The organism is Chryseobacterium camelliae, from assembly GCF_002770595.1.
GTDB classification, from domain to species: domain Bacteria; phylum Bacteroidota; class Bacteroidia; order Flavobacteriales; family Weeksellaceae; genus Chryseobacterium; species Chryseobacterium camelliae.
In genome coordinates, this window is sequence record NZ_CP022986.1 from 4,040,498 (window position 1) to 4,063,127 (window position 22,630).

Annotated in this window: 16 protein-coding genes; 10 read left to right on the top strand and 6 right to left on the bottom strand. The window is 40.3% G+C overall.

Annotated features, from left to right (window positions below):
• Positions 1-27 precede the first annotated feature (27 nt).
• On the bottom strand, positions 28-372 hold the full coding sequence (locus tag CGB83_RS18545; RefSeq protein WP_100077171.1) for a MerR family transcriptional regulator: 345 nt from the start codon (positions 370-372) through the stop codon (positions 28-30).
• Between the two features lie 161 nt (positions 373-533).
• Between CGB83_RS18545 and CGB83_RS18550 the strand changes: the two genes are divergently transcribed.
• On the top strand, positions 534-1,415 hold the full coding sequence (locus tag CGB83_RS18550) for an AraC family transcriptional regulator (protein ID WP_100077172.1): 882 nt from the start codon (positions 534-536) through the stop codon (positions 1,413-1,415).
• A gap of 2 nt (positions 1,416-1,417) precedes the next feature.
• Here the strand turns inward: CGB83_RS18550 and ccoG are convergent, their stop codons facing one another.
• The gene (gene ccoG, locus CGB83_RS18555; protein WP_100077660.1) at positions 1,418-2,860 is read right to left on the bottom strand and encodes a cytochrome c oxidase accessory protein CcoG; all 1,443 of its coding nucleotides are present in this window, start codon (positions 2,858-2,860) and stop codon (positions 1,418-1,420) included.
• A gap of 210 nt (positions 2,861-3,070) precedes the next feature.
• Here ccoG and CGB83_RS18560 point away from each other — a divergent pair, with 210 nt between their 5' ends.
• The gene (locus CGB83_RS18560; protein ID WP_100077173.1) at positions 3,071-3,964 is read left to right on the top strand and encodes an SMP-30/gluconolactonase/LRE family protein; all 894 of its coding nucleotides are present in this window, start codon (positions 3,071-3,073) and stop codon (positions 3,962-3,964) included.
• Between the two features lie 58 nt (positions 3,965-4,022).
• Here CGB83_RS18560 and CGB83_RS18565 read toward each other — a convergent pair whose 3' ends face one another.
• The 3 genes from CGB83_RS18565 to CGB83_RS18575 all read right to left on the bottom strand — a co-directional run bounded on the left by CGB83_RS18565 (position 4,023) and on the right by CGB83_RS18575 (position 7,508).
• Positions 4,023-4,832, bottom strand: coding sequence for a PhzF family phenazine biosynthesis protein (locus CGB83_RS18565; RefSeq protein ID WP_100077174.1), 810 nt, complete (start codon positions 4,830-4,832; stop codon positions 4,023-4,025).
• An 11-nt stretch (positions 4,833-4,843) separates the two neighbouring features.
• Positions 4,844-6,151 (bottom strand): DEAD/DEAH box helicase, encoded by a 1,308-nt coding sequence (locus CGB83_RS18570; protein ID WP_100077175.1) that lies wholly within the window; start codon positions 6,149-6,151, stop codon positions 4,844-4,846.
• 88 nt (positions 6,152-6,239) lie between these two features.
• On the bottom strand, positions 6,240-7,508 hold the full coding sequence (locus CGB83_RS18575; protein WP_157761463.1) for a carcinine hydrolase/isopenicillin-N N-acyltransferase family protein: 1,269 nt from the start codon (positions 7,506-7,508) through the stop codon (positions 6,240-6,242).
• Between the two features lie 290 nt (positions 7,509-7,798).
• Between CGB83_RS18575 and rpsA the strand changes: the two genes are divergently transcribed.
• From rpsA to CGB83_RS18595, 4 genes are all read left to right on the top strand, one after another.
• A complete protein-coding gene (gene rpsA / locus CGB83_RS18580; protein WP_100077177.1) occupies positions 7,799-9,595 on the top strand; it encodes a 30S ribosomal protein S1 in 1,797 nt (598 codons plus the stop codon).
• A 230-nt stretch (positions 9,596-9,825) separates the two neighbouring features.
• Positions 9,826-12,435 carry a T9SS-dependent M36 family metallopeptidase gene (locus CGB83_RS18585; protein ID WP_228419997.1) on the top strand — a complete coding sequence of 870 codons (2,610 nt, stop codon included), beginning with the start codon at positions 9,826-9,828 and terminating at the stop codon, positions 12,433-12,435.
• Between the two features lie 109 nt (positions 12,436-12,544).
• Positions 12,545-13,531: a DMT family transporter gene (locus CGB83_RS18590; protein WP_100077661.1), complete on the top strand. Its 987-nt coding sequence runs from the start codon at positions 12,545-12,547 to the stop codon at positions 13,529-13,531.
• Positions 13,532-13,599: 68 nt separating this feature from the next.
• Positions 13,600-14,598 carry an alpha/beta fold hydrolase gene (locus CGB83_RS18595; RefSeq protein WP_100077179.1) on the top strand — a complete coding sequence of 333 codons (999 nt, stop codon included), beginning with the start codon at positions 13,600-13,602 and terminating at the stop codon, positions 14,596-14,598.
• 97 nt (positions 14,599-14,695) lie between these two features.
• Here CGB83_RS18595 and rplS read toward each other — a convergent pair whose 3' ends face one another.
• Positions 14,696-15,052, bottom strand: a complete 357-nt coding sequence (gene rplS, locus CGB83_RS18600; RefSeq protein ID WP_100077180.1) for a 50S ribosomal protein L19 — start codon at positions 15,050-15,052, stop codon at positions 14,696-14,698.
• 410 nt (positions 15,053-15,462) lie between these two features.
• Between rplS and purB the strand changes: the two genes are divergently transcribed.
• The 4 genes from purB to CGB83_RS18620 all read left to right on the top strand — a co-directional run bounded on the left by purB (position 15,463) and on the right by CGB83_RS18620 (position 22,559).
• Positions 15,463-16,890, top strand: a complete 1,428-nt coding sequence (purB, locus tag CGB83_RS18605; RefSeq protein WP_100077181.1) for an adenylosuccinate lyase — start codon at positions 15,463-15,465, stop codon at positions 16,888-16,890.
• A gap of 83 nt (positions 16,891-16,973) precedes the next feature.
• Complete coding sequence (locus CGB83_RS18610; protein WP_100077182.1) at positions 16,974-17,933, top strand: WG repeat-containing protein; 960 nt, start codon at positions 16,974-16,976, stop codon at positions 17,931-17,933.
• Positions 17,934-17,947: 14 nt separating this feature from the next.
• On the top strand, positions 17,948-18,415 hold the full coding sequence (locus CGB83_RS18615) for a transposase (protein ID WP_100077183.1): 468 nt from the start codon (positions 17,948-17,950) through the stop codon (positions 18,413-18,415).
• 448 nt (positions 18,416-18,863) lie between these two features.
• On the top strand, positions 18,864-22,559 hold the full coding sequence (locus CGB83_RS18620) for a phosphoribosylformylglycinamidine synthase (RefSeq protein WP_100077184.1): 3,696 nt from the start codon (positions 18,864-18,866) through the stop codon (positions 22,557-22,559).
• Positions 22,560-22,630: the final 71 nt, after the last annotated feature.

Below are 22,630 nucleotides of genomic sequence, written 5' to 3' on the forward strand. Positions count from 1 at the left end.
ACAGCAGAGGTAAATATTTTGAAGATGCTATTCTGTATCCTTTTCTACCAGGGATTCCTTTAGCTTCAGAAGCTCAGCCTTCACAAATTCAAGCCGGTCGATCAGCGTGATGGTTTCGGAAATTCTGCTGTTGGTGGTCAGTGCTATCTTGGCTCCGTCCAGCGTATATCCTTTTTCTTTCACCAGGTGATAGATGATCTGAAGGTTTTTAATATCTTCCGGGGTAAAGTACCGGTTTCCTTTTTTGTTCTTTTTAGGCTTGATAATCGGAAATTCCTGCTCCCAATAGCGTATGAGGGAAGTGTTTACGTCAAATGCCTTAGCCACTTCACCGATGGAATAATACAGTTTATCTGGGAGATTTATCTTCATTGTAGCAATCGTAATGTTCAAAGATAAATATTTTTTGATTTTCGTAAAGAATATATGGAGTGAAATTATTAGCCCTTTGCAGGCGCTTAGGGGAAAAGTCAGTAATATTATTGATAAAATTGCTTTTGTTTTTGCTATTTTTGAATCTAAACAAAAGCAGGGTGGATTCCATTTCAGTACTTAACATCAATCTGTTCCAGGGCGGGAAGAATACCTCCGACTTTTATTTCAGCACCCTGAAGAATCATCTGATCGTAGGACATCGCCATCTTGAAAAACCGCATCGCCACGATTTTTATGCGACCATTCTGTTCACCGGCGGAACCGGTGTCCATGAAATTGATTTCCAGAAATATGATGTTGCCAGAGGCAGCCTCTTTTTTATGTCACCCGGACAGATCCATAGCTGGGAACTTTCCTTAGATATTGAAGGATATATTTTCTTTTGTTCGCAGGATTTTTATGAGATGCATTATGTAAGCCAGAAACTAAGGGATTTCCCTTTCTTCGGCTCCGTACATTTTCCGCGGAAACTTCAGCTGGACGATGATCATCTTAAACAATACCTCGATAAAATCGTGGAACTTGAACAGGAGTACAAGGCTCAGGACCTTATGAAAACCGGCCTTATATTATCTGTATTATCGCATATTTTTATCCTTTCGTCCAGGCTTTTTTCAAAAGATCTGGATCACAGGTCTCAATCTGCCGGCATTTCTTATCTTAAACATTACCAGGATTTTGAAGACCTTGTGGAAGAGCATTTTGTCCGTGAGAAGTCCGTTGCCTTTTATGCAGCAAAACTGAATGTCTCGGCGAAGCACCTGAACCGCATTATCCAGACTGTTGTTCAGAAAACAGCAACTGAGGTCATTACGGAAAGGGTAGTCCTTGAAGCTAAGCGAATGCTGATCCATCTGGATGAAAACCTGGGTGAAATTTCTTTCCGGCTGGGGTATGATGAATATTCTTACTTCGTAAGGGTTTTCCGGAAATCTTCCGGCGTGACGCCAACAGAGTTTATCCGGAAATACAACTCTTAGGATTACAGGGCAAGGGTAAAAGGCCCCTCAAAAACCGTCTCGAAAGTGTCCAGGAGTTTTCCTTTTTCATCATAGACTCCGATAGCGAGGTTCTGTTTGGAAAACCTAATTTCGTTTTCCGGAAATGAAATATTGATGTTGCCCTTCAGGATCTGATCGCCTTTAAGGGTGATTTTTTCTGAACCGAAAAATTCTATCCGTGCATGATCTGCATTAAGCACCTTGATCGTAAGCGTTTTTTGTTCGTTAGACTTATTCAGGAACGTATATATGAAGGTATTGCTGATTCTTCCGTCTTTAACGAAATAAGTTGATCCCGCAGGTTTGATGAATTTTGCCTCCAGCGAACCTCTGTCATACATTAGGAATCCCAGGAATCCGATCAGCAGAACGAGAATCAGGCTGGTAGCTTTCATCCGCGAAGTAAACCTGAATTTTTCACGGTTTTCTATTTCGGCCTCCGTAGCATAGCGGATCAGGCCTTTGGGAAGGCCTACTTTTTCCATGACCTCATCACAGGCATCGATACAGGCGGTACAATTGACGCATTCCAGCTGCTGCCCGTTTCTGATGTCTATTCCGGTAGGGCATACCACTACACATTGCTGGCAGTCGATACAATCGCCTTTGCCCACCGCTTTTCTGTCTTCCTGATTCCTCCATTTGGAACGGTTTTCTCCTCTCCGGAAATCATAGTATACATTGATGGTATTTTTGTCAATGAGTACCCCCTGAAGCCTCCCGTACGGACATACGAGCGTACATACCTGCTCACGCAGCCATGCAAATACAAAATAAAACGTACCTGCGAAGGCAATCATTCCCAGGAATTTCAAAGGGTTTTCCACAGGCCCCTGAACAATAATGCTGAAAACTTTTTCGTACCCTGCGATGTACATGAACATGAAGTTGGTAATGATGACTGAAATGACGGCAAACACGAACCATTTCAAAAGTCTTTTCCTCAGCTTTTCAGCGTCCCAATCCTGCCTGTCGAGCTTCATCTGCCTGTTGCGGTCACCTTCAATCCAGAATTCCACTTTCCTGAAAACACTTTCCATAAAAATCGTCTGCGGACAAAGCCACCCACAGAAGATCCTGCCGAAAACGACCGTAAAAAGCATGACAAAAATAACGGACGTTACCGCTCCCAAGGCAAGAATGAAAAAATCCTGCAGATAAAACGGCTGCCCGAAAATGAAAAATGCCCGGTCAATCACATTGAACAGCAGAAATGGATTTCCGTTAACCTTGACAAACGGCAATCCGAAAAATAGAGCAAGCAGCAGATAGCTGGTGTAATTCCGGTAATCGGTAAATTTACCTTTCGGTTTGCGGGGATACACCCATTTTCTCTTACCGGTCTCATCCATTGTACCTACTGAATTTCTGAAATGGTGAGCATCTTGTGGACGGGCCTGAAAACTGTCGGATTGCATATTCATCGTTTTTGCATGAATTAAGTAAGGTAAACTGTACGCCTTACGGTTAGTGCAAAGCTCATAAATATCAGCTTTTGCTGCTAATATCATCTTCGCTTTAAATAGGACTATTCGGACATTATGCCGTTTGATTCTATTATCTTTCAATGAGAAAATAACTTTTGAATCTGAGAGTACAAATCGTAAATTGTACCCATCAAAATTTATGAAGCAATGAAGAATATCTGGCGTGCCGGTTCGGTTGGTTTGGTTTTAGCATTAGTCAGTTGCAAATCACTAAATACTAATGCTATGTTTTATGAAGACATCAAACCGGAAAAAGTTTCGGACCAGTTTACCTTTACGGAAGGCCCATCTTCCGACAGCGAAGGAAATGTTTATTTTACGGATCAGCCCAATGATAAGATCTATTACTGGGACTGGAAAACAAATAAGGTGAACCATTTCATGGATCAGGCGGGAAGGGCTAACGGAACGCATTTCGACAAAGATGATAACCTGATCACCTGTTCAGACCATAAGGGTGAAATCTGGAAAATCTCAAAAGATAAAAAGGTAGAAATCCTGGTGAACCATTTTGAGGGCAAAAGGCTGAACGGCCCCAATGATATCTGGAATGATGCCTTTGGAGGAATGTATTTTACCGATCCTTTATATGAAAGGGATTACTGGGTGGATTTTAAACAGGAAATCCCTCACAAAAGCCTTTATTACAGGGATAAATCAGGCAATGTAACCAAAATTGAGACGTTTACGCAGCCTAACGGTATTGTAGGGAGCGAGAAATTTAAAAAACTCTATGTTTCCGATATTGATGCCGGCAAAACCTATGAATATGATATTCTGGGTGAAGGAAAACTGTCTGAAAAAAAGCTGTTCTGTGAAATGGGCTCTGATGGGATGACGATAGACAAGCACGGCAATCTTTATCTGACTGGCGATGGTGTTCATGTATTCAATCGTGAAGGAAAGAAAATCTACCACATCCCCATCAAGGAAGACTGGACATCCAACGTTACCTTTGCAGGAAAGCATAATGACATCCTGTTCATTACCGCTACAAAATCAGTCTATACTTTACCGACGAAAGTGAAAGGAATAAAATAGCGTCTATTAAAAAAACAAAAGCCACAAAAATCAAACAGATTTTTGTGGCTTTTAAATTTTAAACCGGCAGATGGATTTCACCGGACATGAATATAACGGCATTGCTCCTTATGACGGTTTGTCCATCCTCCAACTCAACCTCCATGCTTCCCGTCCGTTCAGAACACTGGAATGCATGAAGTACTTTTTTACTGAGCTTCACAGTCCAGTATTTACACAGGAAACTCTGTACGCCTCCGGTTACCGGATCTTCATCAGATCCTGACCATGGCCAGAAGTAGCGGTATTCAAAATCATAACCTTGTCTTTCCGAGCGGGCAGTGACGAGAACACCATTAATGGTAGTGTCAATGCTTTTCAGTCGGTTAAAGTCGGGCTCCAGAGCCTGAAGATCTGTGCTGCTGCCGATTTCCACCAGTACGATGTTATGGTATTCATTATAGGCACAGTCCAGCATGTCTTTAATTCCTATAGCGTCGCCTATTTCATCCGGAAGTGCATACTGCTGTGTATCGTGTACAGGAAAGAGCATTTCAATGCGGTCAGCATTTCTCAGCTCCAGGACAGTGCCGGAATGCGTTTCAAAGGTAATGGCCTTCATGTCCGGATGTTCCGTAAACAGCACTTTTGCAGAGGCCATAGTTGCATGGCCGCACAACGGGATTTCCATCACCGGAGAGAAGTAACGGATAGCATAGCGGCTATGGTCTTTTTTGGTTACAAATGCCGTTTCAGAAAATCCGAATTCTTTGGCAATCAGAATCATGTGTTCCTCAGACACCGGTGTTTCCAGGATGCAGACACCGGCCTGGTTGCCTTTGAATAACTCGTCTGTAAAAGCATCTGCAATAAATGTTTTAATTTTCATCCAATCTGTATTTAGTAGGCGATCTCCATTTTCACCTTTTTACCCTTCAGTTTTTCGCTGCTCAGCTTTTTCAATACTGTATTGACTTGAGTTCTGGCGACGGCTGCATAAGAGGTCGTATCCTTTACTTCAATCAGGCCGATATCCTCCTTCTGAAGTTCTCCTTTTTTAATTAAGTATCCAACAATGTCTACCTTATTTACCTTATCCTTTTTTCCTGCACTGATGTAAATGGTCTGGAATGGTGTTTTTTCGGGAACTTTATGGAAGCCTTTTACACTTTCTTCCTGCGTATCCTGTTTAATGAACGGGAAATTTTCATCTTCCGTCATGATCAGATAGGCAAAACCTTTGGCATTCATTCTTGCCGTACGCCCGTTCCTGTGGATAAAAGCATCCTCTTTCGGCGGCAGCTGGTAATGCACGATAGACTCTACTTCAGGCACATCCAGGCCTCTCGCAGCCAGGTCTGTCGTGATTAAGATCCGGGCTGAATCATTCCTGAATTTCAGCAGGGCACGTTCCCTTTCATCCTGTTCCATGCCACCGTGGAACGTTTCATGGTCAATGCCTTTTTCCCTTAAAAGTTCGGAAATACGGTCCACAGCATCCCTGTGGTTGCAAAAGATAAGCGTTCTTTTATTCCCGATCTTACAGATCAGGCTGAAAAGGGTATCCAGTTTCTCCTCAGATATCGTCATTACTTTTCTAAGCTGAATATCAGGTTTTGCTTCATTAAGCTTCAGGAAGCTGACTGTTTTTTCATTTTTAAGTCCTGTAAATGCAGGGATTTCATCCATGGCAGTAGCGGACGTAAGGATTCGTTGGCTTAAGCCTTTCAGGGAATTGGAAATGAATTCCATATCATCATGAAATCCGAGTTCCAGGGCCTTGTCAAACTCATCAAGCACCAATGTCCGGATGCTTTTAGGGTCAAAATTATTGTTTCTCAAATGATAAACCACCCTTCCCGGTGTACCGATCAGGACAGCAGGAGCTTCTGTTAAATTATTGACTTCAATCTTTTTATCATGGCCTCCGTAACAAACGGAAACTTTAAAATCGGTTCCCATCGATTTGAAAACCTGCTCGATCTGAAGGGCCAGTTCTCTTGCCGGCACCAGAATCATAGCCTGGATTCCCTGGGCATCCTTTGTAAGATTTCTCAGTACCGGAAATAAAAAAGCCAGCGTCTTACCGGAGCCCGTAGGAGAAAGCAGCACTATGTCCTGCCCGTTTTCCGTTGCCTTATAAGCCGATTTCTGCATCTGATTCATATCCTGAATCTGGAGTTTCTGATAAATAGATTGTAATTCCATGATGCAAAGGTAATAAATTTGGATGGGGGAAGTGTGGGAGGGATTAAGGGTTATTTATTCTCTGCCTTTCTTCAATGAAGATTTCATGTTATTTATTTCCGTTTATTCTTTCAAGCATTTCTTTTCCGCGAACCAGAGTTACACTGTATGCCTGTTCAGGGTTGAATATTGCTTTTTCATATAACTCTTTGGCTAAAATATTATTTCCCTGTGTGAGATTGGTGAAACCCAAGATTTCGTACATGAAGCTTTGTAATTTGTGATCGATGTGGTCTTTGGCTGATAAATATTTTAATAGTTTCTCCGCACAATCAAGTTTAGAATCTTTATATTGCTTTATTTCATATCCTAAAGGCTTGCTGAACCAATAATCCCACATACCGCCGTGATTATGCTCATTCCAGGAATATTTAATAAGCTGTAAAGCAACCTCCAGTAAGGCAGGATCTAAATTTTTATTTTTTGATGTTTTACTTTCTGATATATAGCGATCTGTGGTGGCTGTGATACCTTTATCTGTCATTTCCCGGAAGATAGATTCTTTAAGATATAAAGCATGGTTTTTTGAGAAACTTTCATAAGCAAATGTTGCAGGAAAATGATCTGCCAGATTTTCTATCCTGTAGCCTTTTTTCAGCTCAGCTTTCAGATCAATTTTATATACTGTATTGTAATCATGAAAAAGATAAACATAGATCATTCCGTTTTTCAAATCGCAGATTGTGGAATACAATGTATTTAATTCTCCTTCCTGATGAGTTTTGTCGAGGATGCTTTTCAGGAAATTCACATTGTTTTCTTTAGATTCAGACAGCATCTCATTGGCGATTTCCGGTCTTCTGCATGCCAGCTTTCCATTAATCATATTGCAGTTTGAGTTGATCTGGAAGTCGCCTTCTTTTTTGATAATACCTTTGGGGTTAATCAGGATAGAATTTCCTTCTTTATCGGCCAATAAAACCTGCGACTGAGAGATGTAGTCATATTGTTTCAAAATGACCATCGCTTCTTCTACATTTTTACATCTTCCCAAAACCTCCCACATGATATCACTTTTATAAGGGTTGGTAAGATTAAGTTTACTTAAATCATAATTGGCTGCTGCGTAATCAAAAAATAATCCATGTTCATTCATGGCAGCAGCAATCTGCATATCCGGTGCTCCAAAACAAATGGAAGCGTAACGGTCTTTGGTCGCAGGGTTATACCATATTCTGGTAAAAGGTGTTGTATCATCCTCATTAGAGGCTACATATGCTTTTCCTCCTCTGGAACAGGAAAAAATAGTACATGCTTTTAAACTGTGGAAACCAGAGGTCATCATACTGATTACCAACAAAAGAATAATTTTATTCATGAGATAGTTTTTATAGATTGATCTTTTGATCGTTATAAATTGATATTGTTAAATGACTGTATGGATTTAAATCGGAATATATGGATCTTAAATAATGATTGACCTTTGATGATCTAATCCTAAGAGAAAGTAAACATGTTGTTAATCTAAAATAAAACGTGTATCTTTGCACCGCTTTTTGTGGCGAAAGGTTTGAAAAGCAAATAACTAAAAATTAATTACTTCCGTATTTTTTAATCCGCATTGATTCGAACCGTTAAGAAAGAAGGAATACAAATTTTATTAGAATTATGTCAAAAGAGACAAATTCAGCAGAATTATTATTAAACCAAAACGTAGCACCTGAACAATTTGACTGGGATTCTTTCGAATCTGGTCTTGATGCTGATGCTAGAAAAGAAAAAAGCGATCTTGAGGAAATCTACAACGGATCTTTGAACAACCTTGACGATAACGACGTATTGGTTGGAAAAGTAGTTAGATTAACTGACAAGGAAGCTATCGTAGACATCAACTTCAAGTCTGAAGGTGTTATTTCTCTTAATGAATTCCGTTACAACCAAGGCCTTAAAGTAGGGGACGAGGTAGAAGTAATGGTAGACAGAAGAGAAGACAAAACCGGACAGTTACAGTTATCTCACAAAAAAGCAAGAACGCTTAAGGCTTGGGATAAAGTAAACGAGCTTCACGAAACAGGTGAAATCGTAAACGGTTTTGTTAAGTCTAGAACTAAAGGAGGTATGATCGTTGACGTACACGGAATCGAAGCATTCTTACCTGGTTCTCAGATCGACGTTAAGCCAATTAAAGATTACGATCAGTTTGTTGGTAAGACTATGGAGTTCAAAGTTGTGAAAATCAACCCTGAGTTCAAAAACGTAGTAGTATCTCACAAAGCTCTGATCGAAGCAGATATCGAAGGTCAGAAAAAAGAAATCATCGCTCAGCTTGAAAAAGGTCAGGTTCTTGAAGGTACTGTTAAGAATATTACTTCTTACGGTGTGTTCATCGACTTAGGAGGAGTAGACGGATTGATCCACATTACAGACCTTTCCTGGTCTAGAGTGAACCACCCATCTGAAATCCTTGAAGACGGACAGACTGTGAAAGTGGTTATCCTTGACTTCGATGATGAGAAGACAAGAATCCAGTTAGGTATGAAGCAATTAGAAGCTCACCCTTGGGATGCTCTTTCTGCTGACTTAAAAGTTGGAGATAAAGTAAAAGGAAAAGTAGTAGTTCTTGCTGACTATGGTGCGTTCGTAGAAATTGCTCCTGGTGTGGAAGGATTAATTCACGTTTCTGAAATGTCTTGGTCTACACACTTGAGATCTGCAGGTGACTTCGTAAAAGTAGGTGATGAAGTGGAAGCTGAAGTACTTACTTTAGACAGAGAAGACAGAAAGATTTCTCTTGGTATCAAGCAGTTAAGCAAAGATCCATGGGAGAATATCGAAGCTAAGTATCCGGTAGGATCCAAGCATGTAGGAACGGTAAGAAACTTCACCAACTTCGGAGTATTCGTAGAATTGGAAGAAGGGATCGACGGTTTAATCTACATCTCTGATCTTTCTTGGACTAAGAAAATCAAGCACCCGTCTGAGTTCTGTGCAGTTGGTGATAAACTAGATGTTGTAGTTCTTGAACTGGACATCCAGGCCAGAAGATTATCTTTAGGTCACAAACAATTGACTGACAATCCATGGGATGCATTCGAAACTAAATATGCTGAAGGAACCATTCATGCAGGTAAAGCTGTAGACGTTCACGATAAAGGAGCTTCTGTACAGTTTGAAGATGCTGAGGTTGAGGCATTCTGTCCTTCAAGATTATTAGAGAAAGAAGATGGATCTAAAATCAAGAAAGGAGAAGAAGCTGACTTCAAAGTAATTGAGTTCAACAAAGAATTCAAGAGAGTTGTAGTTTCCCACACAGGAATTTTCAGAGATGAAGAGAAGAAAAACGTAAGAGAGTCTTCTAACAACAGATCAAACAATGTTTCATCATCTTCAAACGAAGAGAGATCTACTCTTGGAGATATCGATGCATTAGCTGAACTTAAAAGAAAAATGGAAGAAGGTAAATAATCTTTAACCATCATTAATATTAAGAGCTGTTTCTGAATGAAACAGCTCTTTTTTTTATTACTTTTCCCAAATACAGGTTAAATTATTTCGCTAAATCATCATAGGGTAAATATATCATAAAGTGGTGTTTTTTATTGATTTTATTGCATTATGATTTTATAAGTGTAAAAGTTTAAATATTTATCGTTTTAATGGTAAATATTTGTAATTTAGCGCCCTTATTAATGGATATGAAGAAATTAATTTTACCTGTTTTGATTGCTGTTTTTTCAGCATTTCCTCTTTCTTTACATGCTCAGGATAGCGAAAAGCTGATCAAGCAATATATTTCTCAAAATACAATCAGAGATTATAAAAAACCGGATCTTACCGGTTTCATTATTGATAATGTTGATCCATCCACATCCATGAATGGGGATGTCATCAAAATTCAGCAGACATACAAAGGATTTCCTGTGTATGCTTCAGTAGGAACAGCTTTAGTCAAAGATGGCAGGGTTGCTTATTATACTGATAATTTTGTAAAGGATTATACGGCTGTATCTTCTGCCTCAGCTGGGATTACACAGGAAACAGCATTGCAGAAAATAGCAGCTGAATTAGGCCGGCCGGAAATTTCTCAAATGTCCGTGATGGCTTTTTTTGAAAAAGGGGTGCATAAAAATTCTGCTGCTAAGCAGAGACTTGTGTATACCAAAGATGCAGATAGTAATTTGAAGCTGGCCTATGAGTATCTTTTGCATGAGCCTAAAACCTCAAATCACTGGAATATTCTTGTGGATGCTTCTACCGGAAAAATTATAGCAAAACTCAACCTGAATCTTTCCTGTAACTTTGGTGAGGGTGCTTATTCCCATGGCGAAAATACCATGGTTTCCCTGCCGCAAAACGAGGATTTCTACCATACAGACCACAGCAATACCAATTTTATCGCTTTAGCACCGGATAATGCAACTTACAATGTATTTGCCCTGCCTCTTGAAGCGCCTACATTCGGATCCAGATCAATAGTGAGTAATCCCTGGATTCTTGCTGCGTCACCGGAAGGATGGCATTCCAATGTAGCCAATCATTATACGATTACGAGAGGGAATAATGTCTATGCATATGATGATAAGGATGATGATGAAGATACATTTGGAACCTCCCCGAATGGTGGAACAGCAAGAAATTTTGATTTTTCATACAATCCAGCGGATTTATCATATCTTAACCTACCAGCTGCTACCACTAACTTATTCTATATAAGTAATATGGTGCATGATATCTTCTATAAATTCGGTTTTACCGAGTCTGCAAGAAATTTTCAGAGCAACAATTTTAACAATGGGGGGTTGGATGATGACGAGGTTTTCGCAGAGTCGCAGGATGGCGGAGGTTTTAACAATGCCAATTTTGCTTCTTATCCGGATAATTATAATCCCGTTATGCAGATGTATTTATGGCTGGGATCAAACCGTAAGGTATTTTATAATGCCCCCTCTGATGCTGTAGGGAGAATAGTGAATGCAGGTGCAGCTCAGTTTGGGTCACCTTTAAATGACATTGGAATTACAGGAGATGTGAAATTAGCAAGCGCTATTACCGGATGTGCTGCATTGCCTGCTGGTGAAATGTCAGGCAAAATCGGTCTGATTGAAAGAGGAGGAGCTTCAAGCTGTACATTTACTGTAAAAGTTAAGAATGCACAGAATGCAGGAGCTATTGGTGTCATCATTTATAATAATACGGCTAATGGTTCCACATTAGGTAATATGAGTGGAACAGACAATACCATCACGATTCCTTCTGTTTTGATTACCAATGCTGAAGGAGAATATATCAAATCGAAACTTGCTGCATCTATTCCTGTAAACTTATCGCTGAGAGCTGATACGAAATATGACGGAAGTTTTGATAACGGTATTGTAACCCATGAGTATGGCCATGGAATTTCCAATAGGCTAACAGGCACAGGATATAACTGTCTTAATTCCGGAGCGGATAAGGAACAGATGGGAGAAGGCTGGTCTGACTTTTTTGCTTTAATGCTGACCAATAAACCCGGGGATAATGCTTCAGTAGCCAGAGGAATGGGTACCTATCCTATAGGTCAGGCAACTAGCGGCGGGGGAATAAGACCTGCAAAATACTCACCTGATTTTTCAATTAACGGTTTTACTTATGATGATACTAATGGCATGGAATATACTGCTTCAAATGGAGCAATTGTTCCGGATGTACACTCTATAGGATTCGTATGGGCTTCAATGCTTTGGGATCTGCATTGGCAGTATGTCGCAAAATATGGTTATGCTTCCAATGTTACTTCCAATACGACCAATGGAAGTTCAAGAGTATTGCAATTGGTAACTAATGCATTGAAATTGCAGGTATGTAATCCGACTTTTATTGACGGAAGAGAGGCTATTCTTACTGCTGATCAGAATACAACCGGTGGAGCTGACAGATGTATGATCTGGAGAACTTTTGCCAAAAGAGGATTAGGGGTAGGCGCCAGCGCAGGAAGCAAAACGAATATCAACGATCAGATTGCAAGTTTTGCCGTTCCTTCAGACTGTGTACTTGCCACTGATGAAGTAAAAGCTGTGAAAAGTAATATCTCAATTTATCCGAACCCGGCAAGAAATGAATTCTTTATCAATTTCCCATCCAATACATTAGGGAAAGTAAGTGTGGAGATTTATGATATGTCAGGAAAATTGGTTTCTTCAGAAGATAAAATTTCCCCTGATGCCAAAAAATCGATTCCTACAGATAAGCTTGTTAGCGGAACATACCTTGTAAAAGTCAAAGGGCTTAATGTGGATTCAACTTCCAAAGTGATCATAAAAAAATAAGCGGATCATCACTTTATTTAAAAAAAAATACCCCGGCTTGTCCGGGGTATTTTTTTAATACCATTTCTTTTCAATGTCATATCTTTGCAGGGTCAAAAAAACAATGGAGATGAAAAAGAAAAATGTTCTAAAAGGAGTCCTGTTTGTAGGACTGGGAGCCAGTATTTACGGTATGTTGGCTACGTTTGTTAAAATGGCTTATCATGAAGGGTATACAACGTCGGAAGTTACTACATCACAATTTGCACTGGGAATCATCGGGCTTCTGATCCTCAACGTCATTCAGACCGCTGCATCAAAAAAAGATTTACCGAAACCGGATTCCAGGGAAATAGGGAAGTTGTTGCTGGCGGGTACTTCCTTAGGGTGTACCAGCCTGTTCTATTACATTGCGGTGCAATATATCAATGTTTCTATCGCTATTGTACTGCTTATGCAGTCGGTATGGTTCAGTGTGGTCGTAGAAAGTGTGATTACGAAAACATTGCCGAATGCAAGGAAAGTTATTGCCACCATCATAGTCCTTGCAGGGACAGTCCTGGCAACCAATCTCATCCATGCGGACATCGATCTGGACTGGCACGGAATATTCTGGGGGCTTATGGCGGCTGCATCGTATACTTTAACAATGTTTACATCCAATACCATTGCCACCCATCTTCCGGTGTTCAGGAAGAGTATTATCATGCTTTGCGGAGGATCGGTTATCATCCTCCTATTCCTGTTTTTTGCTCAGATCGGGCCTTTGCACTCTGAGGTTTTAAGGTCATTCTATCTGAATTTTACAGAAAACACCGGTCATATAAGAGCTTTTGATTATTCCATATTCTGGAAATATGGTTTCATTCTGGCTTTATTCGGAACGATTATTCCTCCGATCCTGTTCAATGTAGGTTTTCCACAGGCGGGACTGGGTTTAGGAAGCATTGTCTCTTCACTTGAATTGCCCGTATCTGTAACCATGGCTTTTATACTGTTGGGTGAAAAGGTTCTCCTGATACAGTGGATAGGAATTATTCTTATTCTATTGGCTATCGTACTGATGAACCTGCCTGCAAAAAAAGATCTTCATATCGCTGATGAACAGGTGTTATAATACTGAGAAAATAATCAAAACCGTTTCTTTTGGAACGGTTTTTTTATAACCATGGTAAATTAAAAAAGATGATTCGATCCCTTAAACTAGCTGCCCTTAGAATTTTTCTGTGCTCTGCACCTGTATTGGCTTTTTCCCAGATAAAGCCGCTGGATGCCATGCTTACCGAATACCGGTATCCTTTTCAGGTAGAATATATGAATCTGAATTCCCAAAACAATATTCTTAAAATGGCCTACATGGATGTAAAACCGAAAAAGGCTAATGGGAAAACTATTATGCTTCTGCATGGCAAGAATTTTAACGGAGCGTACTGGGAAGAGACTGCAAAAGATCTTTCTTCAAAGGGGTTCCGGGTGATCATACCGGATCAGATCGGTTTCGGGAAATCCTCAAAGCCGCAGACTTACCAGTTTTCATTTTCGCAGCTGGCGGAAAATACCAAACTGATTCTGGATCAGCTGAATCTTGATAAGGTTATTGTACTTGGACATTCCATGGGAGGCATGGTAGCGGCAAGATTCGTACTGCAATATCCGGAAAGAGTTCAGAAACTGATCCTGGAAAACCCTATCGGACTGGAAGATTATAAAACCTTTGCTGCCTATCAGGACATAGATAAAGCCTATCAGTCTGAACTTAAAAATACTACCGAAACATATAAGGCTTATCAGATGAAATTTTATTATGATAATCAATGGAAGGCAGAATATCAGCCATGGCTGGATCTGATTGCAGGCTGTACTTTGCATCCCGACTATCCTAAAGTTGCCTGGGATGCTGCGCTTACTTCAGATATGATTTATAACCAGCCCGTATGCTACGAGTTCAAAAATATTAAAGTCCCTGCACTGCTTATTATCGGGACGAGGGACAGGACAGCCATTGGGAAAGACCGGGCACCGAAAGAGCTCCAGGAGAAAATGGGACAGTACCAGGAATTGGGTAAAAAGACACAGAAGGAAATACCGGGATCGAAGCTTGTAGAACTTGATAATGTAGGACATCTTCCCCATATTGAGGCTTACAGCCGGTTCTGGAATGCTCTGTATGACTTTATAAAATAGAAATAATCTGGGAATTTTACATTCTAAAAATACAGCAAAAAAGTAAAAGAGACTGTCCGGATGGAACAGTCTCTTTTGGTATGTATTGTTGTCTGAATTATTTCTTTTTGTAAGCAGCGTCTTTGATTCTTGCTTTCTTACCTCTAAGATCTCTGAAGTAATAGATTCTTGATCTTCTAACTCTACCTTTTCTGTCAACTTCGATTTTCTGAAGTGCAGGCATGTTGATCGGGAATACTCTTTCAACACCTACATCACCACTCATCTTTCTGATGGTAAATGTTTTTGTAGAACCTGTACCTCTTAATTGGATAACCGTTCCTTTGAAGAACTGGGTTCTTGTTTTCTGTCCTTCTTTAATCTCGTAATACACAGTGATGGTATCACCGGCTTTGAATTCAGGGAATTCTTTTTTTGTAATGTACTTGTCTTGTACGTACTTTAATAAATCCATTATTAATAAAAATAAAAGTTTAAAAGCTAAGCAACTTACACGGTTATCGTCAGAGGTTGAATAACAGGTTGCAAATGTACAAAATACTTTTCAGATACTCCAAATAAATTATTTCCAAATATCAATAATTATTCTTTTGTGTAAAGTCCTGATAATTAATGGCTCATCATCAAATCACATCACTGCATCATGCGGATCACCAAATAGTTTATTATAAGAATAAGCTTATTTAATATGTATAAAGGCTGTTTTTAAAATACGCTTGATATCAGGAACAGATCTTCAGCTGATATTAATGATACAATGAGTACATGTGCATCTTAATATTCTGACTGCAGTAAACCGCAATTCTGATTTTTCACTCTCAGCGAAAAACCTTATTTTTGCATATCTAAAAGTAATAAGAAAAAATGAATTCCTACAAAAATCCATTGGAAGAGCGCTACTCCAGTGAAGAAATGTTATTTAATTTCTCACATAATAACAAATTCCGCACCTGGAGAAAACTTTGGATTGCGCTTGCTGAAATTGAAAAAGATTTAGGCCTTGACATTACCGATGAGCAGATTGCAGAGCTGAAAGCCAATGCCGAGAATATCGATTACGATAAAGCAGCAGAGTATGAGAAAAAGTTCCGTCATGACGTGATGGCACATGTTCATACGTATGGTGATGTAGCTCCTTCAGCTAAAGGAATCATCCACCTTGGAGCAACTTCCGCATTTGTAGGAGATAATACGGATTTGATCCAGATCCGTGACGGACTGTTAATCCTGAAGAAAAAGCTCGTTAACGTCATGAAGAATTTGGCGGATTTCGCTATTCAGTATAAAGACCTGCCAACATTAGGCTTTACGCACTTCCAGCCTGCTCAGCTGACAACTGTTGGAAAAAGAGCCACATTATGGCTTCAGAGCCTGGTGCTGGACATTGAAGAGCTGGATTTCTTCCTGGAAACTTTACGCTTCAGAGGCGTTAAAGGAACCACAGGAACGGCGGCCAGCTTCCTGGAGCTGTTTAACGGGGATTATTCAAAAGTAAAGCATCTGGATAAAGAATTATCCAAGAGATTCGGATTCGAAAAGGTATTCGGTGTTTCCGGACAGACCTACGACCGTAAAATAGATGCTAAAGTGGTAGCTTTACTGGGGAATATCGCACAGTCTGCCCATAAATTTACCAACGATTTACGCCTGCTTCAGAACCTGAAGGAGATTGAGGAACCATTTGAGAAAAACCAGATCGGTTCATCGGCAATGGCATATAAGCGTAATCCGATGAGAAGCGAAAGGGTCGGGGCGTTGGCAAAATATGTAATGTCTCTTACCACTAGCTCTGCCATGGTAGCTTCAACCCAGTGGTTCGAAAGGACACTGGATGATTCCGCTAATAAAAGGTTAACCATTCCTCAGGCATTTTTGGCTGTTGATGCTATCCTGTTGATCTGGAACAACATTATGAACGGAATCGTAGTTTATCCGAACAGGATCAACAAACATATCATGGACGAGCTTCCCTTCATGGCCACGGAATACATCATCATGGAAGAAGTGAAAGCCGGAGGCGACCGTCAGGAAATCCATGAAGTGATCAGAGTGCATTCCATGGAAGCATCCAAGCAGGTAAAAGTAGAGGGTAAAGAAAACGACCTGATTGAAAGAATCCTGAATGATGATTCTTTAAAGCTGGATAAATCCAAACTGAAAGAAGTACTGGATCCTAAGAACTTCATCGGTTTTGCTCCGGTACAAACGGAAGAGTTTATTAAAAATGAAGTACAGCCGATCATTGATCAGAATAAAGACCTGATCGGGCTCGAGGCTGATCTTAAAGTATAAAGCAGTATGCAGTCTTTCGGGCTGCATATTTTTTTTGTAAGCGTTTCAGGATAGATTTTTTGTACCACCATAAACCCAGCAAAATGAAAAAAATACTTATCGCCACATTATTGATCCCGATGATTGCTTTTTCACAGAAGAAAGAGGTTTTGAACTATTTTAAGACCAGAGATTCTTTGGTGGGTGTTAAAAATGCAGCCGGTAAAATTATTGTTCCGGCACAGTTCAAAATTTTTTCCGATCTGAAAGACGGTGAACCGGTGAAAGGAGAAACCATCTATTTCGATGGTCCGAAAAAAGATGAACTGCCGGAGAAAAATGCCTGGGGATATGTCTATGACACAAAAGGAAACTTCCTGTACAGGCCTTTCTTTTATGATAATGGTGCGGATTATTTTTCTGAAGGGGTCAGAAGGTTCGTTAAAAACGGGAAAGTAGGTTTTGCAGACAGAAACGGAAAAATGATCATACAGCCTGAACATGATTTCGTGTCGCCCTTCAGGTATGGTTATGCTGCTTACTGTGACGGCTGCGATTGGGAAAAGACAGAAGAAGAGCATAAAGCCATGGTAGGCGGAACCTGGGGTGTAATGAATTTCAAAGGAGAAACCGTACAGCCGGTAGCCAAATCCGCAAATACCATAGAAGTTAACGGGAATCATTATCCTTATCCGTTTTCATACAGCAGTAAAGAAAAACAGATGTTGCAGTTTTTTGAAAAGCAAAATAAAAAATTATCGGATCTCTATTACGTCAACTACTATGAGAAATTATCCGATGCCGATAAAAAACTATATTTTGAAATTGTAGAACGCCCAAAAGAAAACTTTCCTTTTTATCAGGTGAATGCTTACGACTACAGGAAAATAGAAGCCGGTTTATCCGGGATGAGGTTTCTGGTTTCGGAAGATGGTAAAAAAGTCTTCGCGCTGGAGTACGATGATGAACAAGTGCCTTTTGAACAATGGCTGAAAGATCAGAGAGCGCAGGCTGAGAAATTTCAGGAGGAACATCCGGATAATCCGAATAAGTTAAGGGAGTAGAGTTATACTAAAAAATGCCAAATACCTATACACAGATCTATCTTCAGGCGGTATTCGCAACGGAAGGGCGCGAGATTAAAATCATGCCTGATATCCGAGAGGAAGTAGAAAAATACATTTGCGGAATTTTTGTCAATAAAAAGCAAAAAATACTTGCCATTTATGCAAATCCCGATCATTTACACGTATTCTTCAGCTACAAGAACTTGCAGATCACAATCCCGGATCTTATCAAAACGGTTAAAATAGAATCTACAAACTTTATTAATGAAAAGAAATTCTGTTCAGGAAAATTTTCATGGCAGGAGGGATACGGTGCTTTTTCTTATGCTAAAAGCCAGAAAGATAAAGTGGTAAATTATATCTTAAATCAGGAAAAACATCATGTAAATAAAAATTTTAAAGAAGAATATTTGGAGATGCTGGAAGCATTTGAAATTGAATTCAAAGATGAGTATTTATTTGAATTTTATAATGAATAAGATAGCATTCCTACGGAATGCCGATGGATATTAATGAATTTGCTACACAGATATAATTCCTACGGAATTTGGAAGAGTTTGATAAATAATAGTACTTGGATCCAGTAACAGTTATGTAGAATTAAACGATTAAAAATGGAATTATCTTTTGAAGGAATTAAAATGTGTGAGGTTGAATATAATACAGCAGTATATGATATTGTCCAACATAATTCTGCAAAATTTTAAGGGAGCATAATTCGCAACGAACATAAACATTATCTTATTGTGCAGAAAAGGTTTTAAAGATTCATTATTCATTCCGTAGGAATGAAATCTGTGTAGAAATGTAAGTCCAAATAGGACAAGCATTCCGTAGGAATGCTATCTTTGTGATGACAAAAAACAAAGCCGGCGCTAAGTAAATTTGAAATAAATAAGTCTAATAATATATAATATCTGACATCTAATGTCTCAAAACAAAAGAATTTTCGTAGAAAAAAGAGGAATTTTCGATGTGGAAAGTCCAAAAATTTTTGATGAAGTAAAAGCGGTTGTTCCATCCGTAAAAAGCGTAAAAGTATACAACGTATACGATATCTTCGGATTGAATGAAGGTGAATTTGAAAAAGTAGTCAACAGTACTTTCGTAGATCCGGTTACAGACATCCTGCACACCGGTAATCCTGCAAAAAGAATGCATTTCGCCATGGAATTCTTACCGGGTCAGTATGACCAGCGTGCAGATTCTGCCCAGCAGTGTATAGCTTTGCTGACTGAAAATGAGAAATCCAAAGTAAGAAGCGGAAAACTCATTGAACTGGATGGGGTATCTGAAGACGAACTGTCTGCGATCAAGGACCTGCTCATCAATAAAGTCGAGTCACAGGAAAAAGACCTGTCTATCCTGGATATTCCGGCAGAGGAAGCGCCGTCAAAAGTGATGATCCATGACAATTTCATCAGCTTCGATGATGCGCAGCTGGAAAATTTCTACAATAACCATGGTTTTGCCTTGGGACTGGACGATCTGAAATTCATTCAGGAATATTTTAAGTCTGAACAGAGAAATCCTACCGAGACTGAGCTGAAAGTTCTGGATACTTATTGGAGCGACCATTGCCGCCACACGACATTTGAAACAGAATTATCAAATATTGAGTTTGAAGGACAGTTTAAACATACGCTGGAGACCATCTTTAATGACTATATCGAAAAAAGAAAATTCTTAGGCCGCGAGCTGAAGCCGATTTCCTTAATGGATCTTGCTACAGTTTGTGCCAGGTATTTCCATAAAACAGGCAACCTGGAAAATCTGGTGGTCTCTGATGAGATCAATGCCTGTACCATTCAGATTGAAGCGGAATACGACGGTAAGAAAGAGCCGTGGTATTTACTTTTTAAGAACGAGACCCACAATCACCCGACGGAAATCGAACCTTTCGGAGGCGCTTCAACATGCCTTGGAGGCGCTATCCGTGACCCTCTGTCAGGACGTTCTTTTGTATTCCAGGCCATGAGATTAACCGGTGCCGCCGATGTATTGGAGCCGGTGGATAAGACATTGCCGGGGAAACTGCCGCAGAAAACGATTACCAAACAGGCTGCCAACGGATACTCTTCTTACGGGAACCAGATTGGACTGGCCACAACTACGGTTTCTGAAATTTATGATGAGGGTTATAAAGCTAAAAGAATGGAAGTCGGTTTCGTTGCCGGTGCCGTTCCGGTAGACTGGGTGAGGCGTGAAAAGCCGGCCAATGGTGATTCGATCATCATTTTAGGAGGCGCTACAGGACGTGACGGTGTTGGAGGTGCCAGCGGAAGCTCAAAAGAGCAGGATGAAACCTCTATCCACACCATGAGTTCTGAAGTGCAGAAGGGAAATGCCGTTGAAGAACGTAAAATCCAGCGCTTGTTTAGGAATCCTGAAGTAACGAAGCTGATCAAGAAATCAAATGACTTTGGCGCAGGAGGTGTTTCCGTAGCTATTGGTGAAATTGCTGATTCTCTTGAAGTAAACCTGGATGTACTGCCTTTAAAATATGAAGGACTGAACGGAACCGAGCTTGCTATTTCAGAATCTCAGGAAAGAATGGCCGTGGTGGTAGATCCGCAGGATAAAGAAGCGTTCATCAGGTTCTGTGAAGCAGAAAATATTGTCGCTGTTGAAGTGGCTAAAGTAACCGATTCCGGAAGGATGCAGATGTTCTGGAAAGGCGATAAAATCGTAGACCTTTCAAGGGAATTTCTGGATACGAACGGCTGTTCCAAAACACAGGAAGTGAAAATTACCCATCTTGATGAAGTTAAAGAAGATACACAGGCTTTCAGCGGAGAAAACTTCCTGAAAATATTAAGCGATAAAAATGTCGCTTCCCAAAAAGGTTTGCTGGAAATGTTTGATTCTTCCATCGGAGCTACTACCGTAGCAATGCCTTTGGGAGGAAAATACCAGCAGACTCTGATGGAAGGCAGTGTTCAGACGCTTCCTGTTTTAGGAGCAAAAGACATTGAGACCGTTTCCCTGGCCAGCTGGGGCTTCGATGCGGAGATTTCCAAGCAGAATTCGTTATTAGGAGCTTCCTATGCCGTCCTGGAAAGTGTAGTGAAAATTGTAGCGATGGGCGGCGATTACAGGAATATCAGGCTAAGCTTCCAGGAGTATTTTGAGAAACTGGGGCAAAACCCTGAGAAATGGGGTAAACCTCTGGCTTCCTTGTTGGGGGCATATGATGCGCAGATGAATCTCGGTCTGGCAGCCATCGGAGGAAAAGATTCCATGAGTGGTACGTACCAGGACCTGAATGTTCCGCCAACATTGATTTCATTTGCCTGTGCAAACGGAGAGAAGAAAAACATCATTTCCCCTGAATTTAAACAAGCCGGAAACAAAATTTATCTGTTCAGCCACAAGGCACAGGAAAACGGTCTTCCGGATTACAATACCCTTAAAGCTGTTTTTGAATTCATCTTTGAAAACATCAGAGCCGGAAAAATAATTTCCGTAAAAACAATAAAAGAAGGCGGAGTGGCCGTGGCTTTAGCGAAGATGAGCTTTGGAAACCGTTTGGGTGCAGATATCACGGTTGATGAAAACGTATTGCTGACTAAAAGCATCGGCAGCCTTATCATTGAATCTACAGAAGAATTGGGTTTTGCAGATCTTAAGCTTATCGGATCAGTCAATGATTCAAAAAATCTCAAAATCAACGGTTCCGAATTTGCCATTGAAAAATTGCTGGCTGCGAATACCCATACTTTTGAGAACCTTTTCCCGACTGCTGAAAAGGAAAAAATAACGGTTGAACTGGACGGAAAACTGAATTCGGTCAATCCGAGGAATATCATCATTAAAAAGCATGGAATCGCGCAGCCGAAAGTATTCGCTCCGGTATTCCCCGGAACCAACTGTGAGTACGATACGCTGAATGCATTCGCAAAAGAAGGAGCAGCCATAAGCAGCCTGCCGCTGATCAATATCAACCACCAGCTGCTGGAGGAGAGTATTGATGCCTGGGTGAAAGAGATTAGTACTTCACAGATTTTAGCTTTCTCAGGAGGGTTTTCTGCCGGTGATGAACCCGATGGATCAGCAAAATTCATCGTGAATGTGCTGAAAAACGAAAAGATGAAAAATGCCGTTCACGAACTGCTGGAGAGGGACGGAATGATCATCGGGATCTGCAACGGATTCCAGGCGTTAGTGAAGTCAGGCTTACTTCCATACGGAAGGATTAAAGATCTGGATGAGCATTCTCCTACATTGGCTCATAATGCTATCAGAAGGCACATTTCCCAGATGGTAAACGTAAGAGTTGTCAATGATGAGTCGCCTTGGTTAAAAGGAATGAAAGACCAGGTATTTACCATCCCGATTTCCCATGGGGAAGGCCGTTTCATAGCCTCGGAAGAAGAAATCCAGAAGCTGTATGAAAATGGGCAGATCGCTACGCAATACCTGGATCTGGAAGGGAATATTGCCCACGGGATGCCGTTCAATCCTAACAATTCACTGTTCGGTATTGAAGGGATCACCAGCACCTGTGGTAAAATCTTCGGAAGGATGGGCCATCCGGAGCGTTTTGCAGAAGGACTGATGAAAAATATTCCTACCGCGAATTACCATAATATATTCAGGAATGGAGTTGAATATTTCAAATAAAAATAAATAAAAAAATGGCTGTCATACATGACAGCCATTTTTCTGATCTATCCCTAAACCTAACGAGTTTA

Coding starts and splice junctions, on each gene's coding strand:
- CGB83_RS18575 (WP_157761463.1), bottom strand. CDS start 7,508: ATGAATAAAATTATTCTTTTGTTGGTAATCAGTATGATGACCTCTGGT.
- CGB83_RS18595 (WP_100077179.1), top strand. CDS start 13,600: ATGATTCGATCCCTTAAACTAGCTGCCCTTAGAATTTTTCTGTGCTCT.
- rplS (WP_100077180.1), bottom strand. CDS start 15,052: ATGGATTTATTAAAGTACGTACAAGACAAGTACATTACAAAAAAAGAA.
- CGB83_RS18620 (WP_100077184.1), top strand. CDS start 18,864: ATGTCTCAAAACAAAAGAATTTTCGTAGAAAAAAGAGGAATTTTCGAT.
- CGB83_RS18610 (WP_100077182.1), top strand. CDS start 16,974: ATGAAAAAAATACTTATCGCCACATTATTGATCCCGATGATTGCTTTT.
- CGB83_RS18560 (WP_100077173.1), top strand. CDS start 3,071: ATGAAGAATATCTGGCGTGCCGGTTCGGTTGGTTTGGTTTTAGCATTA.
- CGB83_RS18585 (WP_228419997.1), top strand. CDS start 9,826: ATGAAGAAATTAATTTTACCTGTTTTGATTGCTGTTTTTTCAGCATTT.
- CGB83_RS18565 (WP_100077174.1), bottom strand. CDS start 4,832: ATGAAAATTAAAACATTTATTGCAGATGCTTTTACAGACGAGTTATTC.
- purB (WP_100077181.1), top strand. CDS start 15,463: ATGAATTCCTACAAAAATCCATTGGAAGAGCGCTACTCCAGTGAAGAA.
- ccoG (WP_100077660.1), bottom strand. CDS start 2,860: ATGAATATGCAATCCGACAGTTTTCAGGCCCGTCCACAAGATGCTCAC.
- rpsA (WP_100077177.1), top strand. CDS start 7,799: ATGTCAAAAGAGACAAATTCAGCAGAATTATTATTAAACCAAAACGTA.
- CGB83_RS18590 (WP_100077661.1), top strand. CDS start 12,545: ATGAAAAAGAAAAATGTTCTAAAAGGAGTCCTGTTTGTAGGACTGGGA.
- CGB83_RS18545 (WP_100077171.1), bottom strand. CDS start 372: ATGAAGATAAATCTCCCAGATAAACTGTATTATTCCATCGGTGAAGTG.
- CGB83_RS18615 (WP_100077183.1), top strand. CDS start 17,948: ATGCCAAATACCTATACACAGATCTATCTTCAGGCGGTATTCGCAACG.
- CGB83_RS18570 (WP_100077175.1), bottom strand. CDS start 6,151: ATGGAATTACAATCTATTTATCAGAAACTCCAGATTCAGGATATGAAT.